20 protein-coding genes are annotated in these 18,182 nt (G+C 63.2%); 10 read left to right on the top strand and 10 right to left on the bottom strand.

Annotated elements, in window-relative coordinates:
• Nucleotides 1-71 precede the first annotated feature (71 nt).
• Nucleotides 72-1,292 (bottom strand): cysteine desulfurase family protein, encoded by a 1,221-nt coding sequence (locus tag LWF01_RS04160; RefSeq protein WP_349639781.1) that lies wholly within the window; start codon nt 1,290-1,292, stop codon nt 72-74.
• Nucleotides 1,293-1,399: 107 nt separating this feature from the next.
• On the opposite strand from LWF01_RS04160, the gene LWF01_RS04155 reads away from it, so the two are divergent.
• On the top strand, nt 1,400-2,719 hold the full coding sequence (locus LWF01_RS04155; protein ID WP_349639780.1) for an MFS transporter: 1,320 nt from the start codon (nt 1,400-1,402) through the stop codon (nt 2,717-2,719).
• Nucleotides 2,720-2,805: 86 nt separating this feature from the next.
• Complete coding sequence (locus LWF01_RS04150) at nt 2,806-3,792, top strand: TIGR03557 family F420-dependent LLM class oxidoreductase (RefSeq protein WP_349639779.1); 987 nt, start codon at nt 2,806-2,808, stop codon at nt 3,790-3,792.
• 112 nt (nt 3,793-3,904) lie between these two features.
• Here the strand turns inward: LWF01_RS04150 and LWF01_RS04145 are convergent, their stop codons facing one another.
• From LWF01_RS04145 to LWF01_RS04120, 6 genes are all read right to left on the bottom strand, one after another.
• Nucleotides 3,905-4,852 carry an electron transfer flavoprotein subunit alpha/FixB family protein gene (locus tag LWF01_RS04145; RefSeq protein ID WP_349639778.1) on the bottom strand — a complete coding sequence of 316 codons (948 nt, stop codon included), beginning with the start codon at nt 4,850-4,852 and terminating at the stop codon, nt 3,905-3,907.
• An 11-nt stretch (nt 4,853-4,863) separates the two neighbouring features.
• Nucleotides 4,864-5,652, bottom strand: a complete 789-nt coding sequence (locus LWF01_RS04140; RefSeq protein ID WP_349639777.1) for an electron transfer flavoprotein subunit beta/FixA family protein — start codon at nt 5,650-5,652, stop codon at nt 4,864-4,866.
• 179 nt (nt 5,653-5,831) lie between these two features.
• Nucleotides 5,832-6,659 (bottom strand): amino acid ABC transporter permease, encoded by an 828-nt coding sequence (locus LWF01_RS04135; protein ID WP_349639776.1) that lies wholly within the window; start codon nt 6,657-6,659, stop codon nt 5,832-5,834.
• Nucleotides 6,656-7,318, bottom strand: coding sequence for an amino acid ABC transporter permease (locus tag LWF01_RS04130; protein WP_349639775.1), 663 nt, complete (start codon nt 7,316-7,318; stop codon nt 6,656-6,658). The genes LWF01_RS04135 and LWF01_RS04130 overlap by 4 nt, the downstream gene beginning before the upstream one ends.
• 92 nt (nt 7,319-7,410) lie before the next feature.
• Entirely contained in the window at nt 7,411-8,310 is a 900-nt protein-coding gene (locus LWF01_RS04125) for a glutamate ABC transporter substrate-binding protein (RefSeq protein ID WP_349639774.1), read from the bottom strand.
• A gap of 55 nt (nt 8,311-8,365) precedes the next feature.
• A complete protein-coding gene (locus LWF01_RS04120) occupies nt 8,366-9,127 on the bottom strand; it encodes an amino acid ABC transporter ATP-binding protein (protein ID WP_349639773.1) in 762 nt (253 codons plus the stop codon).
• 105 nt (nt 9,128-9,232) lie between these two features.
• Here LWF01_RS04120 and LWF01_RS04115 point away from each other — a divergent pair, with 105 nt between their 5' ends.
• A complete protein-coding gene (locus tag LWF01_RS04115; RefSeq protein WP_349639772.1) occupies nt 9,233-9,586 on the top strand; it encodes a hypothetical protein in 354 nt (117 codons plus the stop codon).
• Entirely contained in the window at nt 9,574-10,002 is a 429-nt protein-coding gene (locus tag LWF01_RS04110; RefSeq protein WP_349639771.1) for a hypothetical protein, read from the top strand. The genes LWF01_RS04115 and LWF01_RS04110 overlap by 13 nt, the downstream gene beginning before the upstream one ends.
• Before the next feature lie 53 nt (nt 10,003-10,055).
• Here LWF01_RS04110 and LWF01_RS04105 read toward each other — a convergent pair whose 3' ends face one another.
• From LWF01_RS04105 to LWF01_RS04095, 3 genes are read right to left on the bottom strand one after another with little or no spacing between them, the layout of a single operon-like run.
• Complete coding sequence (locus tag LWF01_RS04105; RefSeq protein ID WP_349639770.1) at nt 10,056-11,930, bottom strand: DUF8094 domain-containing protein; 1,875 nt, start codon at nt 11,928-11,930, stop codon at nt 10,056-10,058.
• A 9-nt stretch (nt 11,931-11,939) separates the two neighbouring features.
• Nucleotides 11,940-12,944: a tetratricopeptide repeat protein gene (locus tag LWF01_RS04100; RefSeq protein WP_349639769.1), complete on the bottom strand. Its 1,005-nt coding sequence runs from the start codon at nt 12,942-12,944 to the stop codon at nt 11,940-11,942.
• A gap of 53 nt (nt 12,945-12,997) precedes the next feature.
• Nucleotides 12,998-14,635 (bottom strand): DUF8094 domain-containing protein, encoded by a 1,638-nt coding sequence (locus LWF01_RS04095; protein ID WP_349639768.1) that lies wholly within the window; start codon nt 14,633-14,635, stop codon nt 12,998-13,000.
• A gap of 230 nt (nt 14,636-14,865) precedes the next feature.
• Between LWF01_RS04095 and orn the strand changes: the two genes are divergently transcribed.
• The 6 genes from orn (at nt 14,866) to LWF01_RS04065 (ending at nt 18,106) form a co-directional block, all read left to right on the top strand.
• Nucleotides 14,866-15,492 carry an oligoribonuclease gene (orn, locus tag LWF01_RS04090; protein ID WP_349640818.1) on the top strand — a complete coding sequence of 209 codons (627 nt, stop codon included), beginning with the start codon at nt 14,866-14,868 and terminating at the stop codon, nt 15,490-15,492.
• Nucleotides 15,493-15,664: 172 nt separating this feature from the next.
• Complete coding sequence (locus LWF01_RS04085) at nt 15,665-16,111, top strand: MarR family winged helix-turn-helix transcriptional regulator (RefSeq protein ID WP_349639767.1); 447 nt, start codon at nt 15,665-15,667, stop codon at nt 16,109-16,111.
• Between the two features lie 86 nt (nt 16,112-16,197).
• Nucleotides 16,198-16,806 (top strand): DsbA family oxidoreductase, encoded by a 609-nt coding sequence (locus LWF01_RS04080; RefSeq protein ID WP_349639766.1) that lies wholly within the window; start codon nt 16,198-16,200, stop codon nt 16,804-16,806.
• Nucleotides 16,803-17,327 (top strand): tRNA-specific adenosine deaminase, encoded by a 525-nt coding sequence (locus tag LWF01_RS04075; RefSeq protein ID WP_349639765.1) that lies wholly within the window; start codon nt 16,803-16,805, stop codon nt 17,325-17,327. The genes LWF01_RS04080 and LWF01_RS04075 overlap by 4 nt, the downstream gene beginning before the upstream one ends.
• Nucleotides 17,324-17,644 (top strand): DMT family transporter, encoded by a 321-nt coding sequence (locus LWF01_RS04070; RefSeq protein WP_349639764.1) that lies wholly within the window; start codon nt 17,324-17,326, stop codon nt 17,642-17,644. Before LWF01_RS04075 ends, LWF01_RS04070 begins: the two co-directional genes overlap by 4 nt.
• Before the next feature lie 39 nt (nt 17,645-17,683).
• Nucleotides 17,684-18,106 carry a DMT family transporter gene (locus LWF01_RS04065; protein WP_349639763.1) on the top strand — a complete coding sequence of 141 codons (423 nt, stop codon included), beginning with the start codon at nt 17,684-17,686 and terminating at the stop codon, nt 18,104-18,106.
• Nucleotides 18,107-18,182: the final 76 nt, after the last annotated feature.

Raw genomic sequence — 18,182 nt, 5'->3', positions numbered from 1 at the left:
ATTCGTGCCGGTGATTTTAGTAAATGTCAGTTGTGCCGGGCTGGTCGGCGCGGCCATTGCCGTCTGGCCTGTCATCCCGCCGCTTTCCAGGCTGGAGTCTGGGACACCATGCCTGCGCTTTTCGCCCGCCGCCAGGCATCCGGGAAAACCTCGAGCAGCCGGTCAACCTCTGCATCGGTGGTCGAGTGGCCAAGCGAAAAACGCTGAACCGACCTCGCCTCGTCCTCGGTCTTCCCCAGCGCCAGCAGGACGTGCGAGGGCCGGGCAACGCCAGCCTGGCAGGCCGAGCCGGTCGAGCTTTCGATCCCCCGCGCATCGAGCAGAAACAGCAGTGAGTCGCCCTCGCAGCCCGGGAAGACGAAGTGAGCGTTGTTCGGCAGCCGTTCGGCGCTGTTAGCTCCGTCGGCACTGTTGGCTCCGGTGAGCTGCGCCTCGGGCACGGCTTCGGTGATGCCGGCCACCAGCCGGTCACGCAGCGCACCGAGCCTGGCCGACTCGGTCTCGCGGTCCTGCACGGCAATCCGGGCGGCTGCCGCAAATGCGACGGCGCCGGCCACGTCGAGCGTGCCGGAGCGCACCCCGCGTTCCTGGCCTCCGCCGTGTTGCACCGGCGTCGGCGCTAGGTGACGCGCCAGGATCAGCGCGCCGATGCCGACCGGGCCACCGATCTTGTGCGCGGAAAGGCTCATCGCGTCCACGCCCAGCTCGGCGAAATTCAGCGGAAGCTGGCCAAGTGCCTGCACTGCGTCGGTGTGCACCGGGATGCCGTTCGCGTGCGCCGCGGCGACAATTTCGGCCATCGGCTGGATCGTGCCGATCTCGTTATTGGCCAACATGATCGAAACCAGCGCGATCTCGCTTGCGTGTTCGGCCAGTTCGGCACGCAGCACGCCAAGGTCGACTCGCCCCTGCCCATCAACCGGCAGCCACGTCACCTGGGCGCCCTCATGCGATTCGAGCCATTCTGCCGGCTCCATGACGGCGTGATGCTCTATCGAACTGACCAGTACTCTGGTCCGTTTGGGATCGGCCGACCGGCGCGACCAGAACAGTCCCTTGACCGCAAGATTGTCGGCCTCGGTTCCGCCGGACGTCAGGATCACCTCTGAGGGCGTCTTGGCACCCACCGCGTCGGCAATCTCCTCGCGGGCCTCCTCGAGGCGGCGTCGGGCGCCCTGCCCTGAAGCGTGGAGGGATGACGGATTCCCGAGCCTTGCCAGCTCGGCGGTGTATGCCGCGAGCACATCCGGCTGCATGGGGGTTGTCGCGGCGTGATCGAAATATGCACGCACTTATTCAGTGTAGGACCTAACCGCTGGGGGCGCCCATTTGTTGATCCGTTTCACATTCTCGTCCACCCAGCGGCAGGCTGGCGGTTTCGCATATGATCACGCCCACTATGACTTCTCCCTCCCCTACCTCCCCAACGGCCCCGGCGAGCGCTCGGGAACAATCCGCCATCCGCAAGGTTGCGGCCGCCAGCGGATTCGGCACCGCGATCGAGCTGTACGACTTCCTGATCTACGGGCTCGCCGCAGCCCTGGTCTTCAACAAGCTGTTCTTTCCGCTGAGCGATCCGATAGTGGGCACGCTGCTGGCCTTCGCCACCTTCGGTGTTGGATTCGTCGCCCGGCCACTGGGCGGCCTAGTCATCGGTCACTTCGGCGACCGGCTCGGCCGCCGCCAGATGCTCGTGCTCACCCTGACGGCGACCGGCGCCTGCACGACGCTGATCGGTCTGCTGCCCACGTACGATCAGATCGGCGTGCTGGCGCCGGTCGCGCTGGTGGTCTTGCGTGTTCTGCAGGGATTCTTCATGGGCGGCGAGCAGGGCGGGGCGTTCCTGATGGTTACCGAACACGCCCGCCCCGGCACGAAGGCTTGGTACGGCAGCTGGGCGACATCCGGTTCACCGGTCGGCAGTTTCCTCGGTATCGGTATCTTCACCATCATGTCCGCAGTTTCCGGCGACCAGTTCCTGACCTGGGGCTGGCGGGTGCCGTTCCTGCTCTCGGCAATCCTGGTCCTGGTCGGCATCTACGTGCGACTTGGCCTGACAGAAAGCCCGGAATTCGAGGAACTGCGCGGGACGAATCGAACCGTGAAACTTCCGCTCGGCCAGGTCCTGCGCACGTCACCAGGGCTCATCGTGGCGGGAATCCTGGTCAATATGGGCTTCAACATGTTCATCTTCATCATCAACACGTTCAGCATTTCCTATGGCACCGAAACGCTTGGAATGCAACGGTCGACGCTGCTGAATGCCGGCCTGCTGGGGTCGGTGAGCATGCTGGTCACAGTGCTGCTGGCTTCACGGCTGGCCGACCGGATCGGCCTCACCCGGGTCATGGTCGCCGGCGGCATCTTCCTGGTGCTCTTCGCCTTCCCGTACTTCTGGCTGTTCCAGACAGCCGACCCCGCGTTTGTCACTTGGGCGATTGTGCTCGGCTATGCCGGCGGCGGCGTAATCTTCGGACCGATGGCGGCGTACTACGCGGCGCTGTTCGATGGGCAGGTCCGCTACACCGGCGTTTCGCTGAGCTATCAGGTCGGCGCCGTGCTCGGCGGCGGCTTCTCACCGGCAATCGCCACCTGGCTGCTGCAGACATTCGACAGCTCCACCACGAGCATCTCGGCATACCTCGCCTTCGGGGCACTGCTCGCACTGGCGGGTCTCTGGTGGACCAGGCATCGGATTGCGACCGCGTTCGCGCGCTAAGAAGCCGTGGGCGCGGATCCGCCGCAGCTAGCCGGCGCGGTCGCGCGCTAGCCGAATGCTCTGCGGCGTCGATATAGCCTTGGGGCATGAGTCTGACTATTGGCTATGCCGCAATGCTGGAACAGTTCCACCCGACCGAGGTGGTTGAATACAGCGAGTACGCCGAGCAGAACGGCTTCTCCGGTGTTATGGCCGCCGATCATTTCCAGCCCTGGGTGCCGCAACAGGGCCAGTCCGCCTTCGTCTGGAACGTGCTCACGGCCCTAGGCGAGCGAACCACCGGTGATATCGGCCCCGGGGTCATCGCCCCGCATTTCAGGTGGCATCCGGCGCTCGTCGCTCAGGCGTCGGCGACGCTGGCCGCGATGTATCCCGGGCGGCACTGGCTCGGCATCGGCGCAGGTGAGGCACTGAATGAGCACCTGATCTCCGGCTATTGGCCCGAAGCCGCAGAGCGCAGTCATCGCATGTTCGAGGCGATCGAGCTGATCAAGAAGCTCTTCACCGGCAAGGACGTCAAGCATAAGGGCGAATACTTCCAGATGGAGACCGTCCGGTTGTGGACAATGCCGGAGGTACCGCCGGAGATTCTGGTGGCAACCGCCGGGCCTTTCAACGCAAAGCGCACCGGCAAGTTCGCCGATGGGATCATCACCGTCGGCGCTCCACTGGAAAAGATCGACATGCTGTTCGGCAAGTTCGCCGAGGGTGCCCGTTCAGTCGGGAAGGACCCGGACACCATGCCGAAGGTGCTTCAGCTGCATATGTCCTGGGCCGCGACAGATGAGGAAGCTCAGCAAAACGCGCTGGTGGAATGGCCTAACGGCGGCATGAGGTTCCCCAAGGCGGATATCCGCTCACCGCACGATTTCGCTGAGATGGCGAAGTTGGTCCGGCTTGAGGACTTCGACGGGCGGATGGTGATCTCCGCAGATCCGGACGACCACCGCGCGTACATCCAGAAGTTCGTCAACCTGGGCTTCGACCGGATCTACCTGCACAATGTCGGCCGCAACCAGAAGGAATGGATCGACGTTTTCGGCAAGGAAGTGCTGCCCAAGCTCAGCCGCTGATGCGCGCGACCAGACTTCGACCCACAGCCGCCAGCATCAGAGCACAGCCGCCAGGACAGAGCTAGGGCCCCCGGGATTACCCCAGGGGCCCTCGTTCTGCTGGTTCTGCCGGTTATCCCTTGCGGGCCGCCGCAGCCTCGGTGGCCTGTGGCAGCACTGTGAACAGATCGCCGACGACGCCGTAGTCCACGAGCTCGAAGATCGGAGCTTCGTCGTCCTTGTTGATCGCAACGATCGTTTTCGACGTCTGCATTCCGGCCCGGTGCTGGATGGCGCCGGAAATGCCAGCGGCCACGTAGAGCTGCGGCGAAACCGTCTTCCCGGTCTGGCCGACCTGCGATGAGTGCGGGTACCAGCCGGCGTCGACGGCAGCACGTGAGGCGCCAACCGCCGCACCGACTGCATCGGCAAAAGCCTCGACCGGAGCGAAGTCCCCATTGGTTCCCCGGCCGCCCGAGACAACGATCGAAGCCTCGGTGAGTTCCGGGCGGCCCGAGGCGGCCTTCTCTTCACGCTTGGCCACCCTGGCGCCCTTGGCGGCATCCGACACCTGGAAGTCGACGTTCTCGACCGTGCCGGTGGCCGGCGCGGCCTCCGGGGATATCGAATTTGGCTTGACCGTGACGATGGGGGTTCCCTTGGTGACGCGAGCACCGACCGTGTACGAGCCGGCGAATACCGACTGTGTCGTCTCAAAACCAGCGCCAACGGCAACGGCATCCGTGATTACGCCGGATTCCGTCTTGATCGCCAGCCGCGCAGCGATTTCCTTGCCATCGAACGACGACGGCAGCAGGACGCCGGCCGGCGCGGTCGTTCCGACCAGGTGCGCCAGCAATTCGGCGTGCGGCGCAACCAGGAATTCGGAGTACTCGGGGCCGCTGGCCGCGTAGATCTTCTCCGCGCCGTATTCCGCAAGCGTGGCCTGCGCGGCGTCCAGTCCGTCTCCGACGAATACAGCCGCCGGGGTTCCGAGTCCTCGTGCGATGGTCAGCAGCTCAAGCGTGCTCTTACGAACCTTGCCGTCTGTGTGATCTACCAGAACTAGTACATCTGCCATTGGTGTTCTCCTTACACAAGTTTCTGAGCGGCCAGGAAGTCGACAAGTTTCGTTCCGCCGTCGCCTTCATCCGTGATGATCTCGCCGGCCTGGCGCGGCGGGCGGGCGGCGATGTCGGTTACCTCGGTCCACGATCCCGCGAATCCGACCTGATCGGCGTTCAACCCCAGGTCGTCGATCGTCCACTCGTCGAGCGGCTTCTTCTTCGCCGCCATGATGCCCTTGAACGAGGGGTATCGCGGTTCGTTGATCTGATCGGTGACACTGACGACGGCCGGCAGCGAAGCCTCGACAGTCTCGGAGGAGACGTCACCGTCGCGGCGGATCGTCACGCCAGAGTCCGTCGCGTCAAGCGTCGAAGCGAAGGTGACCTGCGGCCAGCCGAGGCGTTCCGCCAGCTGCGCCGGAACCAGCGACGTCGATCCGTCTGTGGACGCAATACCGGTCAGCACGAGGTCGACCGGTGATTCCTCGCCTAGTTTCTCGATGGCCTTGGCCAGAACGAGTGAGGTCGCCGAGGCGTCTGAACCGTGCAGCGCATCGTCGAGAATGTGCACGCCGGAGTTCGCGCCGATCTGCAGCGCCTTGCGCACGGCATCCACGGCGTCATCCGGGCCGACGGTCAGTGCGATGACTTCGCCATCGGAGGCTTCTACGATTTTCAGCGCCGCTTCCAGCGGGTACTCGTCCAGCTCGGAGAGCAGGCCGTCAACGCTGCGGTCAGTGGTCTTGTCGGCATCGACGAACGTCCGGTCGGACTGGGCGTCGGGCACGTACTTTACGAAGACAACGATCTTCATAACTGAGGTACTACCTCCCTATTCGCTTGGCACCTTCGTTAGCGCAAGCATCGTGACTATCCATGCTACTGGCGAGTAACTTACCGGCAAAGTTAGCCGTGGTTACTCGAACTGCTCTGCCTCCTGAAGCATACTCAGGTATGCCTGACCCGCTCCTAATCAGGTGGGTGACGGAGCCCTTAATCCGCGGTTGAGCCTACGCCCACCTTGCCGGCCGTCTTACTGCTGCCGCGCTTCTCGATCCAGCGGGCCAGGGCGGCGACCAGCAGGTTGATCACGATGTAGACCGCCGCGCCGACGATGAACGTCGGCAGCAGGTTCTGATAGTCCCGGCCGATGTTGCGGACCTCGGCAAGCAGGTCCCGGTAGGTGACCAGATATCCGAGGGCGGAGTCTTTGAGCAGAACGACGATCTGGGCAATGATCGTCGGCAACATCGAGCGCACGGCCTGCGGAATGAGCACCAGGCGCATCGTTGCCGACTTGCGCAGCCCGATCGCCGACGCCGCTTCCCACTGGCCCCTCGGAACGGCGAGGATGCCGGCCCGGATGATTTCGGCCAGCACCATGCCGTTGTAGAGCGAAAGTCCGATAACCACTGCGGTGAACGGGCTGACCGATCCCCTGCCGAGGAAGAACGCGGCGAAAATGAGCAACAGCACCGGCAGCCCGCGGAAGAACTCCAGCAGGATCAGGGCCGGGACGCTGACCCATCTGCGTTCCGACAACCGCGCCACCGAGAAGACGACTCCGAGAGCGAGGGCGAACACCGTGGCGACGATTGCGGCTTTGAGCGTCGCCCATATCCCGCCGAGGATGACCAGCTGGATCTGGGTGTAGGTGAATGGGGTCCATTTGGCCGGGTCGAGCTGCCCTGCGTCGTAGAAGCGCCAGAGTATCCAGGCAATGACCGCAAGCAGCGCCAGCACGGCCAGGATGGAGATGATCACATTGTTTCGGCGGGCCTTCGGGCCCGGTGCGTCGAAAAGTACCTGCTGGGCGCTCATCGCACAATCGCCGCCTTCCGTTCAAGCACACGGAACACCTGGCCGAGGCCGAGGCTGAGTATGAGGTAGGCCGCCGCCGTCGCACAGAGTACCGGGATAACGATGTCGGCGCGGAACTCGATCGTGTTCTTCATCGCCGAGATGAGCTCCTGGTTATTGAACCCTGAGGCAATCGAGGTGTTCTTCACCATGGCAATTATCTGGTTGCCCAACGGCGGAATCACTGTCCGGATGGCCTGCGGAAGGATGATGAACCGCAGCGACTGACCGAATGTCAGGCCGATCGCGCGGGAAGCTTCGGCCTGCCCGACGGCAATGGTGGCGATGCCGGACCGGATTGCCTCGGCGATGAAACACGAGGTGTACGCGGTCAACGCCAGGACTGCGTAGTAGAACGCCCGGGTTGACGTCGACTCGCCGAAGCGGATGTCAAGGTACGGCAAGCCGAAGGCGCAGAAGAACATCACGAGCGTCAGTGGCGTGTTCCGCACCAGGTTGATGTATGCCGTGGCGGCACCACGCAGAATCGGTGTCGGCGAAACACGCATTGCCGCAAGAACCGTGCCGAATATCAGGGAGCCGATCAGCGTCAGAAACGCCAGTTTGATCGTGCCCCAGAAGCCACTGGCGAATAGGGCCACCAGGTCAGAGGTTTCCACGCGTGCGGTCCTTCCTCGCAGCAGCGTTCAGGTGCGGCGCCGGATAGGCGCCGCACCTGACGGTAGGTTCGAGCAAATTGATGCCGATCGACCTAGTAGCGATCGACCTCGGGTGCGGTGACTCCATCGGAGCTTCCCAGGGTGTATTCGAAGGCCTTCTTCCAGGTGCCGTCCTTGGCGCCGGCTTCCAGCGCATCGTTCACCGCGTTGCGGAGCGCGTCGTCACCCTTGGGCAGTCCAACGCCGTAAGGCTCTTCGCTGAACGGCTTTCCGACCACCTTGAACTGGTCTCCGTACTGCTTGGCGTAGCCGCGAAGGATGGCGTCATCCGTGGTGACCGCGTCGGTCTCGCCGCTCTCCAGCTTGGTGACGCACTCGGAGTATCCGCCGAGCTGCTCGAGTTCGGCATCCGGGTACTCGTCGGCGATCCGCTTGGCCGGGGTGGAGCCATCGACCGAGCAGACCTTCTTGCCTGCCAGGTCCTCCGGGCCGGCGATATCCGAATCGGCCTTCACGAGAAGGTCCTGGCCCGCGATGTAGTACGGGCCGGCGAAGTCGACCTGCTGCTTGCGCTCGTCGTTGATCGTGTACGTTGCGACGATCAAGTCAACCTGCCCGTTCTTCAGGAACAGCTCGCGGTTGGCCGACTGGGCCTCGCTCCATTCGATCTGGTCGGCGCTGAAGCCAAGTGATGCCGCAATCATCTTGGCGATCTCGACGTCGAATCCCTCGGGAGCGTCGCTGCCGGCCTTCTTGTTGCCGAGGCCGGGCTGATCGTACTTGACGCCGATCCGGATCTTTCCGGCGCTGTCGGCTTTCTCCCAGGTCGGGCTGTCCTTGAGGTCGACATCAGACGCCACCGAGTACTCCGGAGCGGCAGCCGTTGGCTCTTCCGCGCCGCTTTCGGCCTCTGGTGTGCCGCTCTGTCCGCAGCCGGTCAGGGCGAATGCCCCGATGACGGCGAAGATCGCGAGATTTCTCAGCTTCTTCATATCTCTCCTTGTGGGTTTGTCCGTGGGACTGCCGATACTCGTCAGCCCACGGTGGTTAGTGGGTAAGAATCTTCGAAAGGAAGTCTTTTGCCCGGTCGCTGCTGGGGCTGGTGAAGAAGGTCTCCGGGTCGGCGGTTTCGACGATCTGGCCCTCGGCCATGAACACGACCCGGTTCGCTGCCTTGCGGGCGAAGCCCATCTCATGGGTCACGACGATCATGGTCATACCCTCTTTTGCCAGGCCGACCATGGTGTCGAGTACCTCGTTGATCATCTCCGGATCGAGCGCGGACGTCGGCTCGTCGAAAAGCATCACCTTCGGCTTCATCGCCAATGCGCGGGCGATCGCGACACGTTGCTGCTGCCCGCCGGAAAGCTGGGCCGGAAACTTATCTGCCTGGTTGGCCACACCGACATGTTCGAGCAGGTCCATTGCGTCCTTGCGCGCCTGCTCCGGCTTGACCTTTCGTACCTTGATCGGGCCGAGCGTGACGTTCTCCAGGATCGTTTTGTGCGCGAACAGGTTGAAGGACTGGAAAACCATGCCGACGTCCGAACGCAGCTTGGCCAGCTGCGCGCCTTCTTCCGGCAGTCGGGCGCCGTCGATCGAAATCTCGCCGTCGTCGATCGTCTCCAGCCGGTTGATAGCGCGGCACAGCGTGGATTTTCCCGATCCCGAAGGACCGATAACCACCACGACCTCACCGTGCGCCACCTCGAGATTGATGTCACGCAGAACATGCAGCTGGCCAAAGTGCTTATTTACAGATTTCAGGCTGACGAGCGCCGCACTTGTGTTCTGAGTCTCACGGGTCATAGCACCAAAACCTATCCGACCGGGAGCGCCCAACCGGCAATGCGACTGAACCGGCGAATATTTGTGACAGAAGTGATATCAACGCCCACGATAGAGTTGGGTCACGTGATCGATCTCCTGACCTGGCTGCTGCTCGGCGCCTCTGTGCTCATGGCCCTCTGGGCGTTGGTGCTGACGTTTGCCAACAAGCCCACCGGCCTACCTGTCTTTTTCGGACTCGCCCTTGTCGAGTTGCTGTTGCTGATCCAGCTCGTGGTCGCAATTGTGCTGTTCAGCCAGGGTGCGGACGCCGACGGCGTACTGTTCTTCGGCTACCTGCTGACGGCGATAATCATCGTTCCCGCCGCCGGATTCTGGGCGCTGGCCGAAACCAGCCGCTGGGGTGCCGGCGTACTGACCATCGGCTGCGCGACGACGGCGATTATGGTTGAGAGAATGGTGCAGATATGGGCTCAGTAGGCAACGGATACGGCGCGCTGAGGTCCGGGCCGGGACGGCTGTTGATCGCCGTCTACGGCATTCTCGCGCTCTCGGCGACGGCGAGGGCCAGCGTCCAGCTGATCAGGAGCTTCGACGAGGCTCCCCTGGCTTATTCGCTGTCCGCTATTGCCGCGGTGGTCTACATCGTGGCAACCGTCAGCATGGTTCGTGCATCCCGGGTTTCGCACCACGTTGCGGTGGCGGCGTGCACAATCGAGTTGATCGGGGTGCTGGTGGTCGGTGTGCTCAGCATCGTCGACCCGGCTGCCTTCCAGCATCCTACGGTGTGGTCGCTCTTCGGCATCGGCTACGGATTCGTGCCACTGGTGCTGCCGGTATTCGGGTTGCTGTGGCTGCGCAAGGTGAGCAGAACCGCCGCGAACTCCCCGGCCTAGCCGCGCGCTCCCCGGCCCCTCGCCTAGCTGGTCCCTCGCCTGGCCGCGGACGATCACTTGGTGCTAGCGCCGATCAGGGACCAGTCGTCGGTGCCGAGCGTCGCCTCGCCCTTGTCGTTGACCCAGACGACCAGCGGATGGCTGGTCGTCACTTCAACCGTGCTCCCCTCGTTCTTGTCGCCGAGAAGCGCTTCGATCGCGGTGCCGAGATCAAGGCTGAACGATTCGTCGACCTTGACAGTCAGCGTGCAACGCACCTCGGCGAGAGCTAGAGCATTGTCCTTGGCCTCGATCGCGTGTGAGGTCAGATCGGCGTCGGCGAACGGTTCGCATCGGGTCTCTACCGAGCTGAAGCCGCTGTCCTTCTTCTTGAAGTTCGACACGTAGTCCCGGTAATCGGCGAACGCGGCGGCATCCACCGAAGTGCCCTGTTCCGGCTTCTTTCCGGTTTCGAGGAAGTCCGAGGCAACGTTCACCGCACCGTTGATCGCCTCCACGTCGGCGTCGGTGGCGACAGCAACACTTCCGTCCTGCTTTCCGATGAAGGCAGGGATGTCGTTCTTCGGGCCGAAGACCGACTGCAGAACCTTCCAGTCCGAGGTCGACGATTCCCTGACGACCAGCAGGAGCTGGGATGTCTTCTCGGCGCCATTCGGCGTTGCCCTGGCGATCGCCCACAACGGATACTCATCGAGCCGTGGCGCGGCGACTGTGACGTCGGAGTACCCGAACACAGTCGCTTTTTCTCCGGTCTTCTCCCGAATGATCTGGTCGGCTTTCGTACGCGTCAGCAGCGGTTCGCCCTGCAGGTCATCGATGCCGGCCAGGTTGTCCTGGTAGGACTTGTTGAGGCTTTCGGTGTATGAGGCGATCAGCTCGGGGCCGTCACCCTTCGACATCGCCACCTTCGATGGCGGCGTCACCTCGACCTTGCTCGGCTGCACCGGCATCGCGCAGCCGGAAAGGACGACAGTTCCCACGCTCAGTGCGGCAAAAGTGGCTGCCCTGCGACCGCTCTTCTTCTGGCCGGGCTTCTTCCTGGTTGCGCTGCCAAGCACCTTGGTCACCTTTGGCCGCGACGGCTTGTCGGATGGCGCCGCGCGCCGGGCGCCGCGCCGGGTCGTCGGGTCGCCGGTACCGGCTGCGGGCACATCGGCCCCAGAAGCCGGCGGCGCGTCATCGTCGCTGTCCGTGGCGTCATCGGCCGGCTCCGGCACGTTCGGCCGGCGGGTCTCGACCCCTCCGCTGCCGCTGGTACCCGCAGTGCTGACGGCCGCGGAGGCCGAGGGTCCTGATCGTGACGACCGCGACCTCTTCGGCGGGCGCAAGCGATTCATCCACCAACCAAGAGCCAGGAAGACAGCAAGCCCGAGCAGGAGTACCGCCACGCCTGCGCCAAGCACACACCAACCGAGGACACCCTTGACCTGCATGCCCATACTGATCGTCGCGTCCAGCTTCTGCTCAGGGTCCGCAGACGTGACGACGATCCATTCAGGCTCGCCATCCAGATCAAAGCTTGCCGAGGACGAACCGGCCGCCTTCTTGCTCGACGTCCACCAGTCCAGACTCGCGGGATCCGCTAACGGGTCCCCCGCTCCACTGATGTCCCGGAGCACGAACTTGTCGTTGAAGTCGACCTCGGTGATTTCCTGATGGCTGCTGTCCTTCAGGTAATCGGCGACATCGACACCGTTGCCCGTCCCGATGAAGACTTCCTGGTCGGACTGAACCGTGACAGACGCATTGCTGTGCGCGAACGGCACTATCGCCTCGTTGAGTACGACGGCGCGGCTTTGCTCCGAGACCTGCACGGCCGGAGTGCGCATTACCTCGTCAGTTCCGACCTTCGCCGCCGTGGCTCCCGCAACTGACAGGATGCCTATCGCCAGGATAGCCAGGATCACCGAGGAAATAAGTCTGATCACGGCGCTACCCTAGAACAACGCCCTGGTCAACGCGCTGCGGGCCTTATTGACCCGAGGATCCGCGGTGCCGACGACCTCGAAGAGGTCCAGCATCCGCAACCGCAGCTGTTCCCGGTCATCACCAGCGGAACGACGGATCAGATCGAGGATCCGGATGAAGGCATCCTCGACATGCCCGCCTGCCACGTCGAGGTCGGCTACCCGCAGGGCCGCATCGACGTTGGTCGGATCCTGGGCGGCTTCCTGCCGGACCTGCTCAAGAGTCAGACCGCGGGTGCGCTGCAGCAGACCGACCTGGGCCAGTCCGGCTTTGGCGTCTGCATCGGCGGGCGCCTCTGCGAGCGCTGACGAGAACGCGCTGGCCGCAGCGTCGAGATCGCCTCTTTCCAGGGCGTCGTACGCTTCCTGATGTTTCGGCGGCAGCGGCTGCTCCTCGGCTGCCTGTCCTTCGACGACAGCTGTTCCGCTGACCCCGTTGGTCTCGGCGACTTTCAGCAACTCCTCGAAGTACTGACGCACCTGCGGCTCGGGCAGCGCTCCCTGGAAGAGCGGAACCGGCTGGCCCTTGACGATTGCCACAACCGTCGGAATGGATTGCGCCTGGAACAACTGCTGGATTTGCGGGTTGGCGTCGACGTCAACCTTGGCCAAAACGATGCGTCCTGCGTATTCGTCAACCAGCTTGTCCAGAATCGGGGACAGCTGCTTGCAGGGCTGGCACCAGTCGGCCCAAAGATCGACGACCACGGGAACACTCGCCGACAGTTCGACGACGGAGTTGAACGTTGCCTCAGTCGTATCGAAGACCAGTGATGGCACCACCGGCCCTCCGGCGCCCTGGCCTGGTTGGCCGGGGGCAGTTCCGGCGACAGGTTGGCCGGGGGCAGCGGCGGTTCCGGCAGGCCCTCCGGTTGCCGGTCGTGGCGTACGCACTGCCGAGAGGTCGAGACCTGGGGGCGGCTGATTCGTCGCTGCTGGCTGACCGTCGGGTGCACCATATGGTTGCTGGCTCATCGAGGAATTACTCTCCGTTATGTGGTTTTGGCTTACGCGGTTGTCAACGCCCGTCAGACTTCGGTCGCCGAGATCAGCGACGAGCTGATGCCCAGAACCTGAACCTGCTCGTCTTTCGAGGATGGCACGAAGAACGTGACGGCCGTGCCGGTTTCGGTCTTCACGCCTTTCGATGTCTCCGTTTTACCGATGATCTTCGCGGCCGTCTCAGGAATGCTGATCTTACCGGTCTGGTCGTCCTTCTTCTCGGGTGTGATCTGCGTGCTGCCCTTAATGTATGCGGTGACAATTGCGCCGCCGTCGGCTGTTGACGTCGCGATCAGCTGGCCGTCATCCGGCTTCTGGTTCAGCTTCAATGTCGCCTTGGCCTTGTCGGCTGCCTTCTTCTGCTCGCTTTGAGAGGTCTGCAGCTGGGTCCGGTAAGGGTCCTTGGCAAAGACATCCTTGAACTTGCTGCCGTCACCCTTCAGCAGCACATCGGCGTACTGGCTGGCGGCATCCTCAGGGGTCACCCGCAGGCTTCCCTGATCGGGGGCGAGTAGCTCGGCGCCAAAACGCGGGTCCGGTGTCTCGGGGACGGTAACCCCCGGGAGCAGGTCGGTGGCCGACCACAATTGATAGGAGCTGCGAGCGTCGGCCTGGAAGAGATTCAGCAGCTGCGGAACGTCTGATCCCTCCGCCTGGGTGACCACTGAGGTGACCCTCGGCCAGGAATCGCTGGCCGTCGTGTAGTTGATCTTCATCGGCGAGGCGGCGATGGCCGTCGGAAGCGGGAAGTCGTCCTTCTTCTTCCGAATGTCATAGGCGGCCTTACGAAGCTCAAGCGCGGGGCCGGTGACCCGGTCTTCGATCTTGCTGGCATCGTTGGCCGCATCCCCTTCGGCGACGTCCGAAGAGATCTGCTCGAGCACGCGCTTCAATTGGGCCTCGCTGACCACTGGCGGCGCGGTTGACGGCGCCGCTGAAGGCTCAGCTTTCGGCAACTCTGGTTCACTGGCGCACCCCGTCAAGGCAAGCGCGCCGACGATCATCATTGCGGTCCCGGCGGTGGCCGCCTTCCTCCGCCGCTCGGTCCGCTCGACTCGACGCTTCTTTCGCCGCGCGCTGTCATTCATCGCCATGACCAGTAGGAGAAGCCCGAGAATGAGCAAAACCCCGCCGCCGATCATGAGCGGGATAGCCGTGGGCGTTGAGCTGTCTGCCGGCCAGCTGATGCTGATCTCCTTCGGCGCCTGCTGGGTGCCGTCCGAGGCAATGAGCAACGCCGTCCGGTTCGCGTCCCGGTCCCAATTCACTGTGGCCGCGCCATCGCCGGTGATCTGGTTCTCCCACAGGTCGGCTCCGGCCGGGTTCGGCGTCTTCTGCTCGCCGTCGACCTTGGCCGTCGCCAGTTCGGACGCGCTCTTCAGCCCAGTGACCTTGGTGTGCGCGGATTCTCCAACCCACGCCTCAATATTCTTGTCGCTGGCAAGCGCCACGACGACGGCGCCCTCGCCCTTGACGTTCAGGGTGGAGTTCTTGCCGTAGAGGTTCATCACACCGGGCTCGACGACCACCACGGAGCCAGGCTCATTCAACGTCGCACTTGCGACGGTGGTATCCGATGGCGCCCACAGGGTTCGCTGCAGGTACCCGAGAGCGCCGACAACTAACCCGGCGACAATCAGAAACACTGCAAGGGCATACCGCACGTGAAGATCCTCATTTCATCAGCTGACGTTGGACGGGTGCGTAGCTCCGCTACGACCATGACCGCACCAAACTTCAAGGATAAGTGGTCGCAGGCTCAAAAACCGAGTCGGGAAGCGCCGGTGCCGATACTTCGGAGCCATTTGCCAGCTCGGGAATCGCGCCTGTCAGCCGTGGCGGCTAGGTTAGTACCGTGCCGAATATAGACAGAATTGTATGGGTCGACTGCGAGATGACCGGTCTGGACCTCAAGAATGACGTGCTTGTCGAGGTTGCCTGCCTGGTGACCGACACCGAGCTGAACGTGCTCGGCGACGGGGTCGACATCGTGATCAAGCCAAGCGACGAGGCGCTCGCCCAGATGAACGACTTTGTGCGTTCTATGCATGAAACATCCGGACTGCTTGAGGAACTGTCCGGCGGCGTGACGGCCGCCGAGGCGCAGGACAAGGTGTTGGCCTACATTCGCGAGTGGGTGCCGGAGCCGGGCAAGGCACCGCTCGGCGGCAATTCCGTCGGCACCGATCGTGGCTTCCTGGTCCAGGAGATGAAGGAGCTTGCCGACTACCTGCACTATCGGATTATCGACGTGTCGTCGGTAAAGGAGCTGGCCCGTCGCTGGTACCCCAGGGCATACTTCCAAAGCCCGAAGAAGGATGGCGGACATCGCGCGCTTGCCGACATCAGGGAATCCATCGATGAACTGAAGTACTACCGCGAGGCAATTTTCGTTCCGCAGCCCGGACCTGATTCCGCCACCGCACGGAAGATTGCCGGGAAGTACCAGCAGTCGGTGGGCGCGGGGGCTGGGATCGGCGAGGGTGTCGAGGCGGCTGCCGCCGAGCAGGCGAAGGCGTAGCGCCGGCTGCGAAGGCGTAGCGCCGGCTGCCAAGGTGGAGGCGGGCGCCGCCGCAGTGCGGGCGCCGGCCGCGGTGCAAGCGCCCCACCACAGTGCGAGCGTTTGCCAAACGGCCGGGGTGCCTATAGTTTAAATGCATGTACATACAGTCTCAGAGTTCAGGAGATGCGCGATGGATCGCGACGTCAGTTCAGACTGGTCTCAGATCGCCGTCTTCGCTGCGGCGGTTGACGCGAGCCTTGGCAAGTGGCTGACGGAACGTCACGGCATTGGGCTCACGGAGTATAGGTCTATCGCATATCTCAGCCAGGCTCCCGACAAGGAACTGCGGGTGAACGACCTCGCCCAGAAGGTTGGCTTGAATCAAAGTTCCGTCACTCGCCTGGTCTCGCGCCTGGAGGCAAAGGGGCTGACGAATCGCGACATCTGCCCCGATGACGGGCGCGGGGTCTACGCCGTCATCACCGAAAAAGGGGAAGCACTACTCCGAGACGCACGCACCCCGTACGAAGAGCACATCCGTGATCTCCTGCAAAACGCGGCGACGCACTTTCCACATCTGGACGCGCGTCGCCTGAGCAGGGCCCTCAGTGACATCGGTAACCTGATCCACCCGTAAAAGCCAAATTGAGACGACCAAGCCATCGATTCGTAGCTAAATACATGTATGTACATACAGAAATAACGAGAGGAGTGCAATTCAGGATGAGTACGAAAGTCGAGGTGTTCGTGGACTACGTGTGCCCGTTCTGCTTCCTGGTGGAAGACGCGGTAGCTGAGCTCAAGCGTGACCGCGATGTGCAGGTCGAGATCCGGCCCTTCGAATTGCGGCCCGATCCGGTGCCCACGTTGAAGCCGGAGGACGACTACCTCCCTCGAGTTTGGGATGGCGCTGTCTACCCGATGGCGCACCGCCTGGGAGTAGACATCGTGCTGCCTTCGATCTCTCCGCAGCCGCGGACGGCAAAGGCGTTCATGGTGCTGCAGCTGGCGAAGGAACGAGGTGTCGGCGAGGAGTACTCCACGGCCATATTCCGTGCGTTCTTCCAGCAGGACCTCGACATCGGTGCGGAGGATGTGATCGTCGAGGTCGCTGGTTCGGTCGGGCTTGACCGATCCGATGTCGCACTAGCGCTCGCGAGCGGTGAACGCAGCGCGCGTCAGATGGCCGATCAGCGGGACGCGGTCGAATCGGTGGGCGTGACCGCTGTTCCCAGCGTCCGGGTGAACGGCCGCCTCTACTCCGGAGTATTGGACGCGGGCCAGCTGAAGAACGCCGTGGACGACGCGCTCCGGTCGGAACCGGTGTCATGAGCCGGACCGAGGCGGAGATCGCGGGTCTGATGGCGGACGCTGTGGAGTTCAGTCTGCACCACGTCGAGGCCGGCGGCCTTCCCTTCATTGGCGTACTCGTCGGTGACGACGGCTACGTCTCCGACTTTGGCGTCAATGAGGTGGCTCGAACCGGAGACCCGACCGCTCATGCCGAGATCGTGGCGATGCGCACGGCGATGCATGACCTCGGTCGCTCCGACCTGGAGGGCTCTTGGCTACTGGCTACCGGAGAGCCGTGCGGTCTGTGCTACAGCTTCGCCCTCGACCATCGAGCCGACCGGATCTACGTCGCCGTGGACGGCGACGCTGTCACTGGACAGGGATTCGATTACGGCGGCAGCTACGCCGCATTCGGTATCGACCGCGCCCAACTGGCCGGCATCATCCACCGCATACCGGTCGCGCGCGGACTTGCGCCGTTCGAACGATATCTGGACCTCAGGCACCGCGGCATCAGCACGCGGCCGCCCTCATCAACACACCCGAAAGGCACATCATGAGTTGGCTCTACCTGGGAATCGCTGTGATCTTCGAGATCACGGTCGCGCTCTGCGCAAGCAATGCGAAAGGTTTCACCCGGCTGTGGTGGACCATCGCAACACTCGTCAGCGGTGGAATCGCCACCTTCTTCCTGAGCCTGGCGCTGATCACTTTCGATGTCGGTGTCGGCTACGCGATCTGGACCTCGGTCGCGGGCGTCGGGATCGCCATCGTCGGCGCCCTGTTCCTCGGGCAGCGACTGAACTGGAAGAAGTTCCTCGGCATCCTCGCGGTCATCATCGGCGTCGCTGGGCTTCAGCTCAGCGGAGCCGCGTGACAACCTCGGCATTCTCTCCATTACAAAAGGACTGAAAAAATGACTGTGACATCCATTGCTGTGACATCGACGAAAGACACCAGCAATACCGGAGCCTGGTTGGTCATGCTCCTGGCCGGAGTATTTGAAGTTGGCTATGCCATCAGCGTCGGAGGAAGTGAAGGATTCACCGTCCTCGGCTGGTCGGCCTCCGCCGTGATCTTCTTCCTGCTGACGCTTTACTGCCTCAGCGTCGCCCTGAAGAAGATCGACGTAGGGATCGGCTACGCGGTCTGGGCGGGCATCGGAGCCGTCGGTGCTGCCCTGCTCGGCCCGGTCTTCTTTGACGAGACACTCACTCCCGTCCGTGCGCTGTGGCTGGCCGTCATCATCGGCGGCGTCGTCTGGCTCAAACTCGCTGACAGTCCCAAGCTGGCAACGAACCAGGGTGCTGCGGCTGAGCCAGACGCCGAGCGGGAGTGAGCGATCCTCAGCGCCGGTAGGTCGCTGGCGTCGCCGCTGCGGGAGGAACGTTCGCGTATTCCTTTCCAGAAGATGA

Source organism: Saxibacter everestensis, from assembly GCF_025787225.1.
Lineage (GTDB): Bacteria > Actinomycetota > Actinomycetes > Actinomycetales > Brevibacteriaceae > Saxibacter > Saxibacter everestensis.
The sequence above is the reverse complement of the archived record's forward strand: the minus strand, read 5'-3'. Positions and strand labels throughout refer to the sequence as shown.

Excerpts from the sequence above, each read along its gene's own strand:
- LWF01_RS04085 (WP_349639767.1), top strand. The coding sequence starts at position 15,665 with ATGGATCGCGACGTCAGTTCAGACTGGTCTCAGATCGCCGTCTTCGCT.
- LWF01_RS04125 (WP_349639774.1), bottom strand. The coding sequence starts at position 8,310 with ATGAAGAAGCTGAGAAATCTCGCGATCTTCGCCGTCATCGGGGCATTC.
- LWF01_RS04145 (WP_349639778.1), bottom strand. The coding sequence starts at position 4,852 with ATGGCAGATGTACTAGTTCTGGTAGATCACACAGACGGCAAGGTTCGT.
- LWF01_RS04140 (WP_349639777.1), bottom strand. The coding sequence starts at position 5,652 with ATGAAGATCGTTGTCTTCGTAAAGTACGTGCCCGACGCCCAGTCCGAC.
- LWF01_RS04100 (WP_349639769.1), bottom strand. The coding sequence starts at position 12,944 with ATGAGCCAGCAACCATATGGTGCACCCGACGGTCAGCCAGCAGCGACG.
- orn (WP_349640818.1), top strand. The coding sequence starts at position 14,866 with ATGACCGGTCTGGACCTCAAGAATGACGTGCTTGTCGAGGTTGCCTGC.
- LWF01_RS04080 (WP_349639766.1), top strand. The coding sequence starts at position 16,198 with ATGAGTACGAAAGTCGAGGTGTTCGTGGACTACGTGTGCCCGTTCTGC.
- LWF01_RS04065 (WP_349639763.1), top strand. The coding sequence starts at position 17,684 with ATGACTGTGACATCCATTGCTGTGACATCGACGAAAGACACCAGCAAT.
- LWF01_RS04120 (WP_349639773.1), bottom strand. The coding sequence starts at position 9,127 with ATGACCCGTGAGACTCAGAACACAAGTGCGGCGCTCGTCAGCCTGAAA.
- LWF01_RS04135 (WP_349639776.1), bottom strand. The coding sequence starts at position 6,659 with ATGAGCGCCCAGCAGGTACTTTTCGACGCACCGGGCCCGAAGGCCCGC.
- LWF01_RS04110 (WP_349639771.1), top strand. The coding sequence starts at position 9,574 with ATGGGCTCAGTAGGCAACGGATACGGCGCGCTGAGGTCCGGGCCGGGA.
- LWF01_RS04150 (WP_349639779.1), top strand. The coding sequence starts at position 2,806 with ATGAGTCTGACTATTGGCTATGCCGCAATGCTGGAACAGTTCCACCCG.
- LWF01_RS04155 (WP_349639780.1), top strand. The coding sequence starts at position 1,400 with ATGACTTCTCCCTCCCCTACCTCCCCAACGGCCCCGGCGAGCGCTCGG.
- LWF01_RS04070 (WP_349639764.1), top strand. The coding sequence starts at position 17,324 with ATGAGTTGGCTCTACCTGGGAATCGCTGTGATCTTCGAGATCACGGTC.
- LWF01_RS04075 (WP_349639765.1), top strand. The coding sequence starts at position 16,803 with ATGAGCCGGACCGAGGCGGAGATCGCGGGTCTGATGGCGGACGCTGTG.